The sequence below is a fragment of the Enterococcus sp. FDAARGOS_375 genome (assembly GCF_002393265.1).
GTDB lineage: Bacteria > Bacillota > Bacilli > Lactobacillales > Enterococcaceae > Enterococcus_D > Enterococcus_D innesii.
In genome coordinates, this window is the sequence record NZ_CP023515.1 from 420,209 (window position 1) to 434,519 (window position 14,311).

Here is a 14,311-nt window from a genome sequence, read left to right on the forward strand (position 1 = left end):
TTCCTGAATTTCGCTCGAAAATTCTTCATATTTTCTCGGTATGATACTTGTATACCAACAAACAACCCTAACACTTTTTCATTTTTACTCCTTCCCGCCAGTCCCCGCTGGCGGGCTCCTTTTTGTCTTCTGACTGTTTTAGATGGTTTCACTTTTTCTTGGCGATTTCTTCCCAGAATTCTGTTTGATTCGTCAATTTTTTTTCACATTTTCACGCTATTATAAATGCATACCAACAAACAACCCTAACACTTTTTCATTTTTACTCCTTCCCGCCAGTCCCCGCTGGCGGGCTCCTTTTTGTCTTCTGACTGTTTTAGATGGTTTCACTTTTTCTTGGCGATTTCTTCTCAGAATTCTGTTTGATTCGTCAATTTTTTTTCAAATTTACACGCTATTATAAATACATACCAACAAACAACCCTAACACTTTTTCATTTTTACTCCTATCCCGCCAGTCCCCGCTGGCGGGCTCCTTTTTGTGAGATTGGACTTGCATTTCTTCCTAGAAAGGATTATCTTTATCTTATGCGGAAGTGGCGGAATGGCAGACGCGCACGCTTCAGGCGCGTGTGAGTTTATCTCGTGTGGGTTCAACTCCCATCTTCCGCATTTAGCAGTTCAGCTTTCTGAACTGCTTTTTTTGTTGCAAAACGCGCATGTTCATCGAATAAACATGCACGTTTCATTCAACTATTTTTCCCCTTATTCACTAACATAGGCGGTGCGGAAAAAGAAATGCGCGCCATAAGCTGGGAATTGGATGTCTTTTACCTTTGATTTGATCAGATAATTTGAAGCACTTTGGTAAAGAGGGATTTGCGCAGCATCTTGTTCCAATAAAATTTCTTCTGCCGCTTTGTAATCTTCAAAATATTGATCGGGGTCATTGGCATGAACGGTGCGCGCATCTTCCGTCAACGCCGTATATTCTTCATTGACATAGCCGCCGTAGTTAAAGGAAGCGCCGGTTTTGTATAAGATAAAGAACATATCCATGTCACTGCTTCCAGCGATCCAACCAGAAACGGAAAGCTCGTAATCACTATTTGCTCTTGATTGATTCAAGCTGGCACGTGGCTGTTTGTTGATGGAGATCGACAAGCCTGGCAAGTTTTCTTGGAGTTGGCTTTGCAAGTACTCCCCGATTTTTTGGCCATTGTCATCATCTGTCACTAACAAACGCAGCGTCGTACTTTCGCCAATTTCCGCTTGGGCTTTTTCCCACTCTTCCTTGGCAGCCTCTAAATCATACAGGTTATAATCACCGCTATATGCTCGAAAATCTTCGCCAGTATTTGGATTCGCAGCTAAGCCGGTAGGGATCAATCCATTTAAAACTTTCGCTCCATCGTTCAACACATTATCCACGAGACTTTCTTTGTCGATCGCCAATGCGATCGCTTTACGCACATGAACATTTGCTAAGGCATCGTTGGCGGTTTTGTTAAAGTCTAAGAAAAAGTTCGCCACATCATTTTGCGTAACTAGCTCTTCATTGTCTCCATATTGTTGAACATAGATCCCACTGATTTTTTGCAAATCAAGGTCGCCGCTTTCAAACAATTGGATCCCCGTATTTTCTTCTTTGATGGTGGAGCCTTTGATTTCCTCCAATTGAACGACATCAGCATCGTAGTATTGGTCGTTTTTCACTAGCGTCCACTCATCTCCCGTCTGTTGCCAATCGGTTAAAGTAAAGGGACCAGAATACAACAAATCTTCACTTGTACGGGCATAGGTATCGCCTTTTTCTTCAACAAAGGCTTGATTTTGCGGTGCCAACCAGCCGATGGAAATCAAGGATAAAAACGAAGGCTGCGGCTGCTCCAACTGCACGATAAAGGTCGCATCATCTGGGGTTTCCAGACCAATCGTTTCTACGTCTGCATTGCCTTCACGAATGTCTTTACTATTGACTACATTATCCAACAAATAGGCGTTTGGTCCCATCGTTGCTGGATCAACTAACTTTTTCCACGCATAAGCAAAGTCAGCTGAAGTGATCGCTTCGCCATTGCTCCACTTGGCATCGTCTCGCAAGGTAAAGGTATAGGTTTTGCCATCTTCACTGATTTCGACTCCTTCTGCCAAGCCTGGAACTGGTTCGCTGTTTTCATCGAAACGGTAAAGCCCTTCGAATAAATGTTGGACGATGGTAAACGTTGCTTTATCCGTCGTTTGGGTCGTATCGAGAGTCGTCAGCTCAGCTGGTAGACTCACCGCGATCGCTTGATTCGGCGCTCCGTTAGTTTCAGCCTCTGATCCCTCAGTATTTCCTGTTGTCGTGCAGCCAGAAAGGGTCAACCCAATCACTCCTGCTGCAACCAATAAACGCTTCTTCCAGATCATTTTCATTCTTCCTCCTATGTGATTGCGCAACCAACGCAAGTGTTTTTCATGACAGCCAAAAACGCATTCAACGATAAAAAGAAAAAACCTCATCCCTTTGCTTATCAACTTTGACAAACAAAGGGACGAGATTTTCGTGTTACCACCCTTTTTCGCACCACTCTCACAAATGGCACCTCAACAGTACGCTAAGATACTTGGCACGGTAACGGCTGCTTTCCGTCTGATTTGCGTGAACAAATCAGATCACTCAGAGCTCATCTTCACTTTTTTTCTGCTGCCCTTTCTCACCATCCGGGTTCTCTTCTAACAGATTCCAAAGCTACTCTTCTCTTCATCGTCTTTCTTTTTATCTAAAAAAATGGTAAATGACGTTTTTTTGTCTATTTCATGATTGTTATAAAGTATACTATTGGTGTTTTTGGAAGTCAACAAGAATTGCGAATATTCAGTTTTTTATGATTTTTCTATCAGAGCTTGTTTTGCGTCTTGCTTGCCTTTCGTCACGTTCTTCTCTAGGATAAGAACTAGATAAGCCTTCTCATTTGTAAAAAGGAGTGTGCCAAAATGAAATTAGCAGAAGCGTTACTTTTAAGACGAGATTTGAACAATCGTCTGTTTCAATTGCGCAACGAAATCTCTAGTAGTGTGTTAGTCCAAGAAGGCGATACCTTGGATCGCAGTATCACAGAATTGTTCAAGGAATACGATGAGATCAATCAACAGTATTCAGAATTAGTCGTAGCCATCAATCGGAAAAATGCGACTGCCTCTGTAGCAGATAGTGCGTTATTGCTGATGGAAGCACTAGAACAGCGAGAACAGCTGCGCCGCAAGCATGCACTGCTTACGCAAGCACTGGATGAAACCAAAGCAGCTCCCCGAATGGGTCGCAACGAAATTCGACTGGTGCGCACGATCGATACAAAAACGCTAACGGAGCAATTGAATGCGACCGCCAAGCAGCTGCGAGAATTAGATGGAAAAATCCAACAAACCAATTGGCTGGTCGATCTTTAATCAATATGGGTGGGTGTCAAAGGCGAGCACAAAGCAGGTACAGGCTGATATGTACACTATGGAACGTCTGGCAGAGACGTAAACGTAACAACCACTGCTTACGAATCACAATCGTAACAATCACATTGTATTTTTTAGCGACCACGTGCTGATTTGACTGGATGGGAAAAACCCTCTTCTTTTTTTGAGAAGAGGGTTGTTTTTATCGTATCCAGTCGTACATTGAGGCGGCTCTTTTACTGAGAAACCTGCTGCTCATTATTCACAGTGGCAGAACGCGTCAGGAACGCTTGCCCTTTCTCACTACTCCAAAACTCCTTCATCAATGCCGTCAATCCCTCTTTGGTTTGATTGGCACCAAAGAAAGGACTGCCGGGTTCTAACATGATGCCATTAGCTAAAGCACCGATAGGAAAGGGATCAAAGCCGAAGGCGGCAACGATTTCGGCTGTCTGATCAAGGGCGGTTTGGTCATCACCAGCAATGGCGATGGCTTTTTTGGCAGTTCCTTGAGCAGCCGTTCTCGTCAGCAAGGATTCCTCTTGGATATCATGGTACCCCATATGATTGAATCCTTTGACTACTTTACTTTGGGAAAAATAGCGTTGCACACGTTCCGAAGAAGTCTGCTCAATGGATGAGTATTCTGTTTCTTTGCCATCGACTTCCCACCAATAATTCATGGCATCGATCACTAGCTTACCAGCCAAAGCTTCTGCCGGCAGCTGTTGGTACTTACTCAACGGAATTGCCAAAATGATCGTTTGGGCTTCCGCCATCACTTCAGCGGCATTTTTTGCGATTACTCCCGGAGCCAACACAGAAACGGATAAGGCGATTTTTTCTGCTGGCTTCGTACTGGCGATCAAAACCCGATAGCCCGCCTTGGCACCAAGATTTGCGAGCGCTAAGCCTAACTTACCTGCGCCTAAAATTCCGATGGTTTTAGGCATTGCCATCACCTGCTGCCAACAATTCTTTCACCCGTGGAATCACTTTGGTTCCATACAATTCAATCGTTTTGAAACGGTCTTTTTGCAGCTGTCCGCCTGTACCGTAAACCAGATCAAAGCGTTCTACACCGACTTGCGGCATCATACGGGCGATTTTTTGCGCCACGGTTTCTGGACTGCCTACATAGTAAGAACCATGTTCGACTTCAAAGTCAAAGCGCTCTTTGCTCATGGCTGGCCAGCCGCGATCAAGACCGATTTTGTCCATGCTCTTTTTGATGTAGTTCCAGCCGATTTCATAGGCTTCTTCGTCGGTGTCGGCGATCACACCATGGGAGTGCATGCCGATTGGCAGAATCGGTTGTCCCAATTGCTGCGCTGCCTTTTTATACAGATCAACATAGGGCGCAAAACGAGCAGGTTCACCACCGATGATCGCTAACATAACGGGAAACCCATAACGGACGGCACGAATGATCGATTCAGGGGTTCCACCGACACCCACATAGGTATCTAATTGATGCCCCTCGATTTTTGGAAAAACGTCGGCATTTTTTAAGGATTGCGTGAACTTGCCTTCCCAAGTTAATGGTTTGCCTTTTCTCAATTCACTGAACATTGCTGTTTTTTCTTCAAATAGTTCTTCATAATCTTGCAAGTCATAGCCGAATAGAGGGAATGATTCAGTAAAAGAGCCTCGTCCCAGCATGATTTGTGCGCGACCGTTCGACAACGCATCAACAGTCGCGAACCGTTCGTAGACCCGCACGGGATCATCCGAACTCAAGACAGTTACACCGGTACCTAATTTGATGGTTTTGGTAACCATTGCTAAAGCCGCTAGTACCGTATCAGGACTTGAGATCGAATATTCTTCCCGATGGTGCTCCCCTAAGGCAATGACATCGATGCCGACTTCATCGGCTAATTTTCCTTCCGCTACGATATTGCGCAACGATTCGCTGTAACTGATCCGTTCTTTCGTTGTATCATCAAAGGCTAGATCGCCAAAAGTATCTAACCCAAATTCAAGATTTCTGTGATTGATGGTCATTTTCTTTTCCTCATTTCTCATTACTGATTCTCTGTTCTCACTATAACAAGGAACAAAAAAAGTTGCGAACAATATGCTTACTTTTTGTAAGTTAACGATTTTAAAGCGAAAAAAACACTTTCCCGAACAAAAATTCAGGAAAGTGTTTGGTCTTTAAAGATAGATCCCCTTACTATGGAGATTCACTAAGCATTCTTCCAAGTATGCTTCATCATGTTCTGGATAGATCGGCGTAGTCAAAGGGACTGCTTGAACGTATGGTTCCAGCGGCAGATTTTTGCCACGATACGCTGGATCGTACCATTCAGGTGCTGGCCGATAGCCTCGACGGGTCATTTCATCCAGCACTAACTGATGGTATTGAACCAATTTATAGGGTGGATGAGTAAAAACGTAATCGACCGTTGCGTGCTTCTTGCCCCAGCCTAACCCTCGTAAGGCTGCTGCTTCACGATGCTGGCCTAACAGCTGCTGCCGGGGCAAAGCAGGTATCAGTGCTTCATGCCATAAGCGCATCGGTTCAGCCTCCTTTATTCTGCGTCTTGGCTGATGAAATTGTCTTGATTTTCAATAACGATCTTACCTACTGCATGGTGTGTCTCACTCAATGCGTGGGCATCGTAAATTCCTTGTGCTGTCAATGGGAAGGTTGCACCGATGATACTGGTGACTTTTTCTGCTTCGATCAGCTCTGTCAATTCTGCCAATTGTTTGCCGTTGGTTCGTAACCAAACTGCTTTGGCGAAGATGTCTTTTTCTTTTGCCAAGTCTTCGTCTTCAATACTCAAAATCGAGATCAGACGGCCCTTAGGTTTTAAGACAGTGAAACTTTTCTTCTGGGTGTCGCCCCCCATCGTATCAAAGACCAAATCGATGTCTTGCAAGACTTCTTCAAAATCTGTCGTGTGGTAATCGATGATCTCATCGGCACCAAGTTTTTGTAATAACTCATGGTTACGAGGACTAGCCGTCGTGATGACGTAAGCGCCAGCTGCTTTTGCTAGTTGGATCGCATAGGTACCAACTCCGCCTGCTCCGGCATGGATCAAGACTTTTTCCCCTGCTTTTAAACGACCGTGTTCAAACAACGCTTGGTAAGCAGTCAAACCAGCTAATGGCACTGCAGCTGCTTCTGCGTAGTTTTGGTTTTCTGGTTTGATCGCTGCTAACTCAGCATCGACGATGGCGTAATCAGCATACGTCCCAAAACGAGTCGTTTCAGGGCGGGCATAGATCGCATCGCCAACTTTGAATTCTGTCACGTCAGCGCCTATTTCTACGATATCCCCTGCGACATCCCAGCCTAAAATAATTGGGAAGTCCCATGGAAACATTTGTTTCAAATAGCCTTCTCTTAATTTCCAATCGATTGGGTTGATGGATGTTGCGGCAACTTTAACTAATAATTGATTTGCTTTTAATTCAGGTAATTGGACCGTTGCTTCTTTTAATTGGTCTTTTCCACCATAGGCTTCAATAACGACAGCACGTGTTTCCATTGATGCTTCACTCCTTACATTCATTCTTCATCAAAGAGAGGTTCCTGTTTTTCCATCCCTTGATTTCTCACTTCCCTAGCTTAGGCAAAAGGAAGAAATTTGACAAATGATATGTTTGGAAACTGCCCCAGCCACCTGGCCGTTCCTCCTGCTAAGCCTTGAAAGAAACGGGTTTATTTTTTCTTCATTTTTTTATTGCCTTTTCTTTAAAAATCAATTACGCTACTCAAGAAATACGAAATTGTAGAGAAAGAAGGAATTGATGAGTTGAAAAGGTTGTGGGTATTTTTTGGCGGTGTGATCGGCATCACCGCATTGCTGTTTTTCGGTGCTTCGGTGTTAACGAAAGAATCGGGGGCAGCAACGTCGTCCGACAAAAATACAGTGATTATTTACAATTGGGGCGAATATATTGACCCCGAATTGATCAAAACATTCGAGACTGAGACTGGTTACTCAGTGATTTATAATACATTTGACTCCAACGAAGCGATGGAAACAAAAATCAAACAAGGCGGCTCACGCTATGATTTGGTTTTCCCTAGCGAATCGATCATTCCGAAAATGATCGAAGAAGGACTGTTAGTGCCTTTAGATCATCAGAAATTGACGGGAACGGAAGATCTGTCGCCTTTTTTGATGGATCAAGCCTTTGATCCGGACAATACCTATTCGATCCCCTATTTTTGGGGCACGATCGGAATCATGGCAAATACTGAAGAAGTCGATGTTTCTTCGATCCATGGCTGGAGTGATTTATGGGACCCTGCATTTAAAAATGATGTATTGATGGTGGATGGTGCTCGCGAAACCTTAGGAATCGCGTTACAGACGCTCGGTCTTTCCCAAAACGAAAAAGACCCGACCAAGGTCGCCAAAGCCTTGAAGAAGCTGGAAAGTATCCGTCCCAATGTCAAAGCAGTTTTGACCGACGAGATCAAAACCTTGATGATCAACAACGATGCCCCTTTAGGAATCGGGTATTCGGGCGATGCCGCTTATGTGATGGCGGAAAATCCTGCCGTCACCTATATCGTTCCCAATGACGGCGGTGCGATTTGGACAGACAATTTTGCGATCCCGAAAACCGTTGGTAATCTTGAGGGAGCCTACGCCTTCATCAACTTTATGCTCCGCCCAGAAAATGCCGCACAAAATGCCGAATACGTGGGCTATGCCACGCCGAGTGAAACGGCAAAAGCCATGCTACCGGCTGAACTGACTGCTGACAAGGCTTTCTACCCTGAGCCAAGTGCGATGGAACAAATGGAACATTATGAATACTTAGGAAAAGAAGCGGTTGAGCTTTACAACGACCTTTTCCTTGAATGGAAGTTGGGATTATAATTGTCACTATTACTAAAATCTGAACACATCTTTGATACCAAAACGAAAACGACTTTTGCGGGCTTTCTCCTGATAGAAGACCAGAAAATCACGGCTGTGGGTCCTCTTTCAGCGCTGCCAACACTTGCGGAAGACACCCAGGTCATTGATCTCAAAGAACAAATGATCATCCCAGGCTTTATTGATGCTCATGTTCATTTTTATCTTTCCGCATTACTCCATCAAGGGGCACTGACCCATCTTACGGGAGTGACAGAAGAAGCCGTTGCCCAGCAAGTGCCCGCGCTGCCCATCACCCATGGATGGAAAATCGGCATCGGCTGGTTCAGCAGTGATTTCGGTCAGCAAGTCTACCCGACGAAAGATTCGATCGACAACTATTGTGCCAACACGCCTGTCATGCTGATTTCCGGTGATGCCCACAGTATTTGGTTGAATAGCCAAGGGATCGCTGCTTTAGGGATCACACCTGAGAACTTACCAGCAGGGATCAGCGGGGAGGCACTACTTGACGAAAACAGTGGACAATTAAGCGGCTGCTTTTTAGAAGCGATCGCCATTCATTATTTAGCAAAGGTCTTACAGTCGTTCCAAGCACAAAGCCCTGCTGCTTTTCTGACCTATATGAAACAGCTCAATCAATACGGCATCACGACGATCGGCGATGTTGCCTTGACAGGAGAAAGCTGGGACGATCTAGTCTATCCCACTCTTTATCGACAGACGGAAGCAGAAGCGACCTTGCGCGCTGTCTTTTATCCAGCCATGCGAGAAGACATCACGCAACTAAAAGAAACTTACCGTACTTATCGCTCCGAAAAAGTACAGATGGGCGGCGTCAAACAATTTTTTGACGGCGTGACGAGTACGCACACCGCTTTTTTAAAAGCGGAATATGAAACACCGTATTTTGCTGGTGATGTCGGGATGCCGTTGATCGATGTTCAACGGATGCGCCGCTTTATTTTACAAGCCAACCAGCAAGACTGGCCGATGCGCATCCATACCATTGGTGATGAAGCGATTCGACAAGCACTCCTCTTTTATCAAGAAAGTGCTGCTGCTCACCCGCTTTCTAAAGGCAAAGCCAATACCTTGGAACACTTGGAAGTGATGGATGCCGCTGATCTGCCACTAGTTCGCCAAGAACAACTGGTACTCTCCGTACAGCCTAGCCATTTATTAGTCGGTTATGAGACCCTCGATGAAGAAGTAGGACCTCAGCGTGCCAGTCAAATGTTTCCTTTTCAGTCCTTTCTAGAGCAAGGCGCAACCTTGGCTTTTGGGACTGATACGCCAGTCGTGATCGACGTGACCCCTTTAGACTCGCTGTATTATGCGGTGGCTCGGCAAGAAAAAAACGGCCAGCCAGCAGGCGGATTGATGCCACAAGAAAAAATCTCCATCGCCGATGCCCTCTATGCCCACACCGCAGGCGCCGCTAAATCCTTGAGTCGGCAAGATATCGGGCGATTAGAAGTTGGCTGTTTAGCCGATCTTTGTATTTTGTCCCAAAACATCTTGCCTTTGACTGCCGAAGAATTGCTTAAAACGACCGTTGAAGCGACCATATTTGATGGGCGATTTGTTTATCAGCGTAATTGATGAAACACCAGATCTTGTGAAAGTACAAGGTCTGGTGTTTTTCTTTGATCAAAAAATACAGAAACAGGTGCTTAGTTTGGACCACTCTTCCCTTTTCGTACTTGCCCCTATCCCTTACGATGGATTCCCTGTTTGGCAGCTATGCTTTATCATAGGTTTTCTTTCGGCAATTTTGATTCACGTGGATTGGTCTATTCGATTGGTGCAGCAAAAGAATAATTCAAGCAGTTACCAGTTTCTTTATTTGATGGAAATTCAGAAACATTCCTCTTTTTCCCTGGAGCTTATTCCTTCAAATGCGCATTGGTCTATTCCACCCCCTCCCTTTCTCCTTTAATCATTTCTAAAACCTTTGAATAAATTCTTAATAAAATAACTAACAAAAAATAAACTTTTACTATATCCCTTGAATGTAAGCGGTAAATTTGTTATTATTACCAAGGATAAGGAGGTGTTTATCTATTGTATGCGATTAAAATCTTTCATGGTTATCTAACCGCCGAAGGAAAAAGAACACGGGACAAAACAATTGCATTGACCTATACTTGCAGAGAAGATGCTGAACGTTTCGCAAATAAAATCGGCGGGAGAGTTAAAAAAATTGGCTAACCAACTAGAATAAAAAAGGCTGTCAACCTCAGTAGGTGACTGCCTTTTTTTGTTATCTGATTTCCAGAAAATCAAGCGATACTCCTGACTTTTTACATATGTTTATGATCCTTTTCTTGTTGAATCGAGAAGTGAAGCAAGTTAGTTGGTTTTGACGCCTTGAGTCTTTATACTGAAACAAAGGCAGCAGCCAATCCAAAAAAAGGAGTGACCCGTCCATGTGCGGCCGATACTTATTTGACCCAACAACTGGCGAATTGTCAGAATATTATCAAGAAGCCGCGGCGAAAGCCCGCAAGCGTCAACAGACTGTCGCTGTCAATGATGTTTTCCCTTCCAATCACGTCGTAACCATCGGTGCAAATCAACAACAACAAGTTGTAGCTGGTGTGACAAGATGGGGCTTTACCGGCTTTAAAAAAGGGCATTTGATGATCAATGCGCGTTCTGAGACCGTTGAAGAGAAACCGACTTTTCGCAAACCTTTCCAAGAGCATCGCTGTGTCTTTCCGATGTCTGGTTTCTATGAATGGAATCATGAAAAGGAAAAGTTCCTCTTTTCGCAAGATCACGTGATTTATGCCGCTGGTTTTTATCGCATCCTTCAAAAAGAGGATCAGATCGAAACTGAATCAATCATTCTAACGACTGCCGCGAACGATTCTGTTGAACCAGTCCATGATCGAATGCCTCTGTTCTTAGAAAAAGAAGCGATTGCTTCTTGGATCAATGACTTGGCTTTTGCTCGCCAACAACTCAAAGCAGAAATGCCCAAGCTGAAAATCCAAATGCTCTCTTCTTAACTGTTTGCTACCTCTTTTTCAGCAGAACAAAAACCGCCAAGTCAGCTGTGATTTGGCGGTTTTTCCTACTTCTGCTTTTCTTAATAAACGGTGAAGGTTTTGCCAGTCATGATCCCAAAAACTGCTTTTTGATACGCTGCAAAAACGGGTGCGTCACCAACGGGAATAAAGCCTTTGAAAGAATCGGCGAAGGTTTCCCAAGAACCCACAAGCGCATTGGGACTGACTGCATTGATTCGTAGCCCATGACCGATCTCAAAAGCTGCCGATGCCACGAAGGCTTCTAAACCGCCATTGACCAGTGCTGAAGGCGTGCCCATTGGGATAAATTCGTCTTTGATAATTCCAGAAGTCAGTGTGATACTACCGCCTTCATTGAGAAAATGCTGGCCAATCAACGCAAGGTTGACTTGTCCTTGTAGCTTCGAAGCCACCGACTGTTGAATATCAGCTGGCGTCAATTCCTCAAAGGGTTTAAACACTGTGCTTCCCGCAGCGGAAACAATAGCATCCACTTTCCCAGTAGCTGCAAATAGCTGGCTGACACTGTCTGCATCCGCAATTTCGACCTGATGATCGCCATTGCTACGGCTAGCCGTGATCAGCTCCACCTCTGGTACCTGCTGAAAGCCTTCAGCTAAAAGCTGCCCAAGTGTGCCGGTATGTCCAATCAAAAGTAATTTCATTTGCTCGCCTCTTTTTTTGTTTTGTGTTTCGATTCTAACCCAACCAAGCGATTTCGACCATTCATCTGCTTTTTAGGTCTATTCTTGCCCTTGTCCATTTGTTCCCCTTCTACCTGCGTAGTGATTGGAATCACCTATCACGAAAGCAATTGACAACTTTCTCATCTTGTTCTAAGATACTACTAATTTCATACACATGCAGTGAGAAGAAGAGTACGATCCCCCCCTTTCTTTCAAGAGAACTCGGAACTGGTGGAAACGAGTAAGGAAGAAGATCCGAAGATGACCTTTGAGCATTCGTGGACGAACAATCCCCGACGGAGAAAGCCCGATAGCGCAATGCAGTTTATTTGATGAACTGACTGAGGTTTTTTGTTTCAGCAAAAAACAAACGAAGGTGGTACCGCGAAATGATCGTCCTTCCCAAAGACTATTCTTTGGGAAGGCTTTTTTTATAAAAAAGGAGGAAAAGTTATGAAACGAAAGATTCGATTGGGTGTGGGCATTGGTTTATTGTCCTTAGTTTTATTTGCCGGTTGTGGCAATCAAGAAGAAGTAACGGGAAATGCCGAGGAACAGCAAACAGAAATCAGATTGGGGACGACACCAGGGCCTTACAGTGAACTATTTCTCAAAGGAATCAAACCGATTTTAGAAGAAGCTGGCTATACTGTGACGGATATTGGCTTTACTGGGGTCTTGGAAGCGGACATTGCATTGAACGATGGCGAGATCGACTTAAACGTCGATCAGCACACCGCCTATTTAGAAAACTTCAATGAAAACACGGATGCCGATTTAGTGGGTATCACACCGATTCCTACCGTTCCAGCCGGCTTGTATCCTGGCAGAAAGAACAGTTTAACAGCGATTGAAGCAAACGATACCATCGGGATCCCCAATGATCCGTCAAATAGTACCCGTGCCCTGTTGCTGCTACAAAAAGCCGGCTGGATCGAGCTTGACTCCGAAGTGGCGCCCATTGCCGCGACTTTGAGAAACATTACTAACAATCCTTATGACCTGGACATCGTCGAGATGGATTCTGCCCAAATCCCCCGCAGCTTAGCAGATTTAGACTATGCGGTGATTCCCGGCAGCATCGTTTATAGTGCTGGAATCGCTGCAGAGGAAAGCCTATTAAGTGAAGACATTTTGCAAGAATATGAACTGGTGGCAACGGTAAAAGAAGCCAATAAAGATAGTGATTGGGCACAGGCAGTGGTGGCAGCTTATCATTCTGAAGCCTTTAAAGAACTGCTGGCAGAAGAGAATCAAACGGGTTATTGGTTTATTCCTGAGGAATTGCAATGACCGCTTGAAAAGTAGCAATAAGCAGCAACTGTCGTCTTATTTTTTAAAGAAGCTTCTATTATTATAGAAGTAAAAGAACTGACTACTATTGATTGGTAGACCCTTTTCCATCTGAATCTTTGTAAAGGAGGCCAAAAATTGAATATTCAACAAATGCGGATCGTGCAAGCGATTGCTGACCATGGAAGTTTTCGTGAAGCAGCCAAACGGCTGTATCTTTCGCAGCCAAGTCTTTCCCAAGCCGTGAAAGAGTTGGAAACAGAATTGGAGGTCCAGCTTTTTGAGCGTACGAATCAAGGCGCCCGCTTGACTGCTGAAGGCTCGGAATTTCTAGACCATGCCCAGCCGATCTTGAGTCAAGTGGCGCAGCTGCAAACGCGTTTTTCCAGCAAGCAAGCAGCGAGTCAAACCTTCGCCATCGCAAGCCAGCACTATGATTTCACGGCTGGAATTTTCAGTGAGCTGCTGCAGGAATTTCCCGACTGTCGCCAGTTTCGCCTATTAGAAACCACGACCTTAAAGGTAATCACGGACGTGCAGCAATATCGAAGTGAATTTGGGGTTCTTTATTTGAATGAGCAAAACCAAGCAGGATTGGAACGACTGTTACAAGGCGCCCAATTGTCCTTCGAGGCATTGGGACGGTTTCGCCCCCATGTCTTTTTACGAGCGACTCATCCCTTGACAGAAAAAAAGCAGCTTTCCTTAAAGGATCTCGCCCCTTATCCGCAAGTACGCTTTTTGCAAGAAGATGAACGCTATTCGTTCTTTTCCGAGGATTTGATCGACTTTGCTCAAAGCCCTCAAGTGGTGCATGTCAGCGATCGAGGCACAATGGTCCGGCTATTACAGCAGACGGATCTTTATGGAACCGGCTCGGGGATCGTTGCCCAACCAGAACGCCAAGGCTTGGCTTTTCTTCCTTTGATCGACGCGTCCGAGGGTGAGATCATCCTCATTAAAAATAACGCTCGCCCGTTATCAGTGATCGGCGAGCAATTCTTAGCAAAATTGCGACAACACCTTGCCGCTTTTCCTACTGATATATAAGCGAAGGCCTCCTCTTCCT

Annotated in this window: 14 protein-coding genes, 1 tRNA gene and 1 other annotated feature; of the genes, 9 read left to right on the top strand and 6 right to left on the bottom strand. The window is 44.8% G+C overall.

Annotated features, from left to right (window positions below; genetic code table 11):
- Positions 1 to 530: 530 nt before the first annotated feature.
- A tRNA-Leu gene (locus tag CO692_RS02970) sits at positions 531 to 612 on the top strand.
- Between the two features lie 93 nt (positions 613 to 705).
- On the opposite strand, the gene CO692_RS02975 is transcribed toward CO692_RS02970, so the two are convergent.
- Positions 706 to 2,358, bottom strand: a complete 1,653-nt coding sequence (locus tag CO692_RS02975) for a peptide ABC transporter substrate-binding protein (protein ID WP_096741502.1) — start codon at positions 2,356 to 2,358, stop codon at positions 706 to 708.
- A gap of 561 nt (positions 2,359 to 2,919) precedes the next feature.
- Here CO692_RS02975 and CO692_RS02980 point away from each other — a divergent pair.
- Positions 2,920 to 3,372 carry a DIP1984 family protein gene (locus CO692_RS02980; RefSeq protein ID WP_096741503.1) on the top strand — a complete coding sequence of 151 codons (453 nt, stop codon included), beginning with the start codon at positions 2,920 to 2,922 and terminating at the stop codon, positions 3,370 to 3,372.
- 236 nt (positions 3,373 to 3,608) lie between these two features.
- On the opposite strand, the gene CO692_RS02985 is transcribed toward CO692_RS02980, so the two are convergent.
- The 4 genes from CO692_RS02985 to CO692_RS03000 form a co-directional block, all read right to left on the bottom strand.
- Positions 3,609 to 4,325: an NADPH-dependent F420 reductase gene (locus CO692_RS02985; protein ID WP_096741504.1), complete on the bottom strand. Its 717-nt coding sequence runs from the start codon at positions 4,323 to 4,325 to the stop codon at positions 3,609 to 3,611.
- Positions 4,318 to 5,379 carry an LLM class flavin-dependent oxidoreductase gene (locus CO692_RS02990; RefSeq protein WP_015509212.1) on the bottom strand — a complete coding sequence of 354 codons (1,062 nt, stop codon included), beginning with the start codon at positions 5,377 to 5,379 and terminating at the stop codon, positions 4,318 to 4,320. Before CO692_RS02990 ends, CO692_RS02985 begins: the two co-directional genes overlap by 8 nt.
- Positions 5,380 to 5,532: 153 nt before the next feature.
- Positions 5,533 to 5,895, bottom strand: coding sequence for a TIGR02328 family protein (locus CO692_RS02995; protein WP_096741505.1), 363 nt, complete (start codon positions 5,893 to 5,895; stop codon positions 5,533 to 5,535).
- Positions 5,896 to 5,909: 14 nt separating this feature from the next.
- Positions 5,910 to 6,878 carry an NADP-dependent oxidoreductase gene (locus CO692_RS03000; RefSeq protein ID WP_096741506.1) on the bottom strand — a complete coding sequence of 323 codons (969 nt, stop codon included), beginning with the start codon at positions 6,876 to 6,878 and terminating at the stop codon, positions 5,910 to 5,912.
- A gap of 267 nt (positions 6,879 to 7,145) precedes the next feature.
- On the opposite strand from CO692_RS03000, the gene CO692_RS03005 reads away from it, so the two are divergent.
- The 5 genes from CO692_RS03005 (at position 7,146) to CO692_RS03025 (ending at position 11,242) form a co-directional block, all read left to right on the top strand.
- Positions 7,146 to 8,225: an ABC transporter substrate-binding protein gene (locus CO692_RS03005; protein ID WP_086291956.1), complete on the top strand. Its 1,080-nt coding sequence runs from the start codon at positions 7,146 to 7,148 to the stop codon at positions 8,223 to 8,225.
- Positions 8,226 to 9,830 (top strand): amidohydrolase, encoded by a 1,605-nt coding sequence (locus CO692_RS03010; protein ID WP_096741507.1) that lies wholly within the window; start codon positions 8,226 to 8,228, stop codon positions 9,828 to 9,830.
- On the top strand, positions 9,802 to 10,167 hold the full coding sequence (locus tag CO692_RS17835; protein ID WP_226818225.1) for a hypothetical protein: 366 nt from the start codon (positions 9,802 to 9,804) through the stop codon (positions 10,165 to 10,167). The genes CO692_RS03010 and CO692_RS17835 overlap by 29 nt, the downstream gene beginning before the upstream one ends.
- A 125-nt stretch (positions 10,168 to 10,292) precedes the next feature.
- Positions 10,293 to 10,439, top strand: a complete 147-nt coding sequence (locus CO692_RS17640; RefSeq protein WP_005234527.1) for a hypothetical protein — start codon at positions 10,293 to 10,295, stop codon at positions 10,437 to 10,439.
- Positions 10,440 to 10,657: 218 nt separating this feature from the next.
- Complete coding sequence (locus CO692_RS03025; RefSeq protein WP_096741508.1) at positions 10,658 to 11,242, top strand: SOS response-associated peptidase; 585 nt, start codon at positions 10,658 to 10,660, stop codon at positions 11,240 to 11,242.
- Positions 11,243 to 11,322: 80 nt separating this feature from the next.
- On the opposite strand, the gene CO692_RS03030 is transcribed toward CO692_RS03025, so the two are convergent.
- On the bottom strand, positions 11,323 to 11,928 hold the full coding sequence (locus CO692_RS03030; protein WP_077452848.1) for a short chain dehydrogenase: 606 nt from the start codon (positions 11,926 to 11,928) through the stop codon (positions 11,323 to 11,325).
- 192 nt (positions 11,929 to 12,120) lie between these two features.
- Positions 12,121 to 12,353 (top strand) — a binding site (T-box leader).
- A 49-nt stretch (positions 12,354 to 12,402) separates the two neighbouring features.
- Here CO692_RS03030 and CO692_RS03035 point away from each other — a divergent pair.
- Positions 12,403 to 13,242, top strand: coding sequence for a MetQ/NlpA family ABC transporter substrate-binding protein (locus CO692_RS03035; protein ID WP_096741509.1), 840 nt, complete (start codon positions 12,403 to 12,405; stop codon positions 13,240 to 13,242).
- A gap of 138 nt (positions 13,243 to 13,380) precedes the next feature.
- On the top strand, positions 13,381 to 14,292 hold the full coding sequence (locus CO692_RS03040) for a LysR family transcriptional regulator (protein ID WP_096741510.1): 912 nt from the start codon (positions 13,381 to 13,383) through the stop codon (positions 14,290 to 14,292).
- Positions 14,293 to 14,311 lie beyond the last annotated feature (19 nt).

Excerpts from the sequence above, each read along its gene's own strand:
- CO692_RS02980 (WP_096741503.1), top strand. The coding sequence starts at position 2,920 with ATGAAATTAGCAGAAGCGTTACTTTTAAGACGAGATTTGAACAATCGT.
- CO692_RS03000 (WP_096741506.1), bottom strand. The coding sequence starts at position 6,878 with ATGGAAACACGTGCTGTCGTTATTGAAGCCTATGGTGGAAAAGACCAA.
- CO692_RS03035 (WP_096741509.1), top strand. The coding sequence starts at position 12,403 with ATGAAACGAAAGATTCGATTGGGTGTGGGCATTGGTTTATTGTCCTTA.
- CO692_RS02975 (WP_096741502.1), bottom strand. The coding sequence starts at position 2,358 with ATGAAAATGATCTGGAAGAAGCGTTTATTGGTTGCAGCAGGAGTGATT.
- CO692_RS17835 (WP_226818225.1), top strand. The coding sequence starts at position 9,802 with ATGGGCGATTTGTTTATCAGCGTAATTGATGAAACACCAGATCTTGTG.
- CO692_RS02985 (WP_096741504.1), bottom strand. The coding sequence starts at position 4,325 with ATGCCTAAAACCATCGGAATTTTAGGCGCAGGTAAGTTAGGCTTAGCG.
- CO692_RS02990 (WP_015509212.1), bottom strand. The coding sequence starts at position 5,379 with ATGACCATCAATCACAGAAATCTTGAATTTGGGTTAGATACTTTTGGC.
- CO692_RS03025 (WP_096741508.1), top strand. The coding sequence starts at position 10,658 with ATGTGCGGCCGATACTTATTTGACCCAACAACTGGCGAATTGTCAGAA.
- CO692_RS03030 (WP_077452848.1), bottom strand. The coding sequence starts at position 11,928 with ATGAAATTACTTTTGATTGGACATACCGGCACACTTGGGCAGCTTTTA.
- CO692_RS02995 (WP_096741505.1), bottom strand. The coding sequence starts at position 5,895 with ATGCGCTTATGGCATGAAGCACTGATACCTGCTTTGCCCCGGCAGCAG.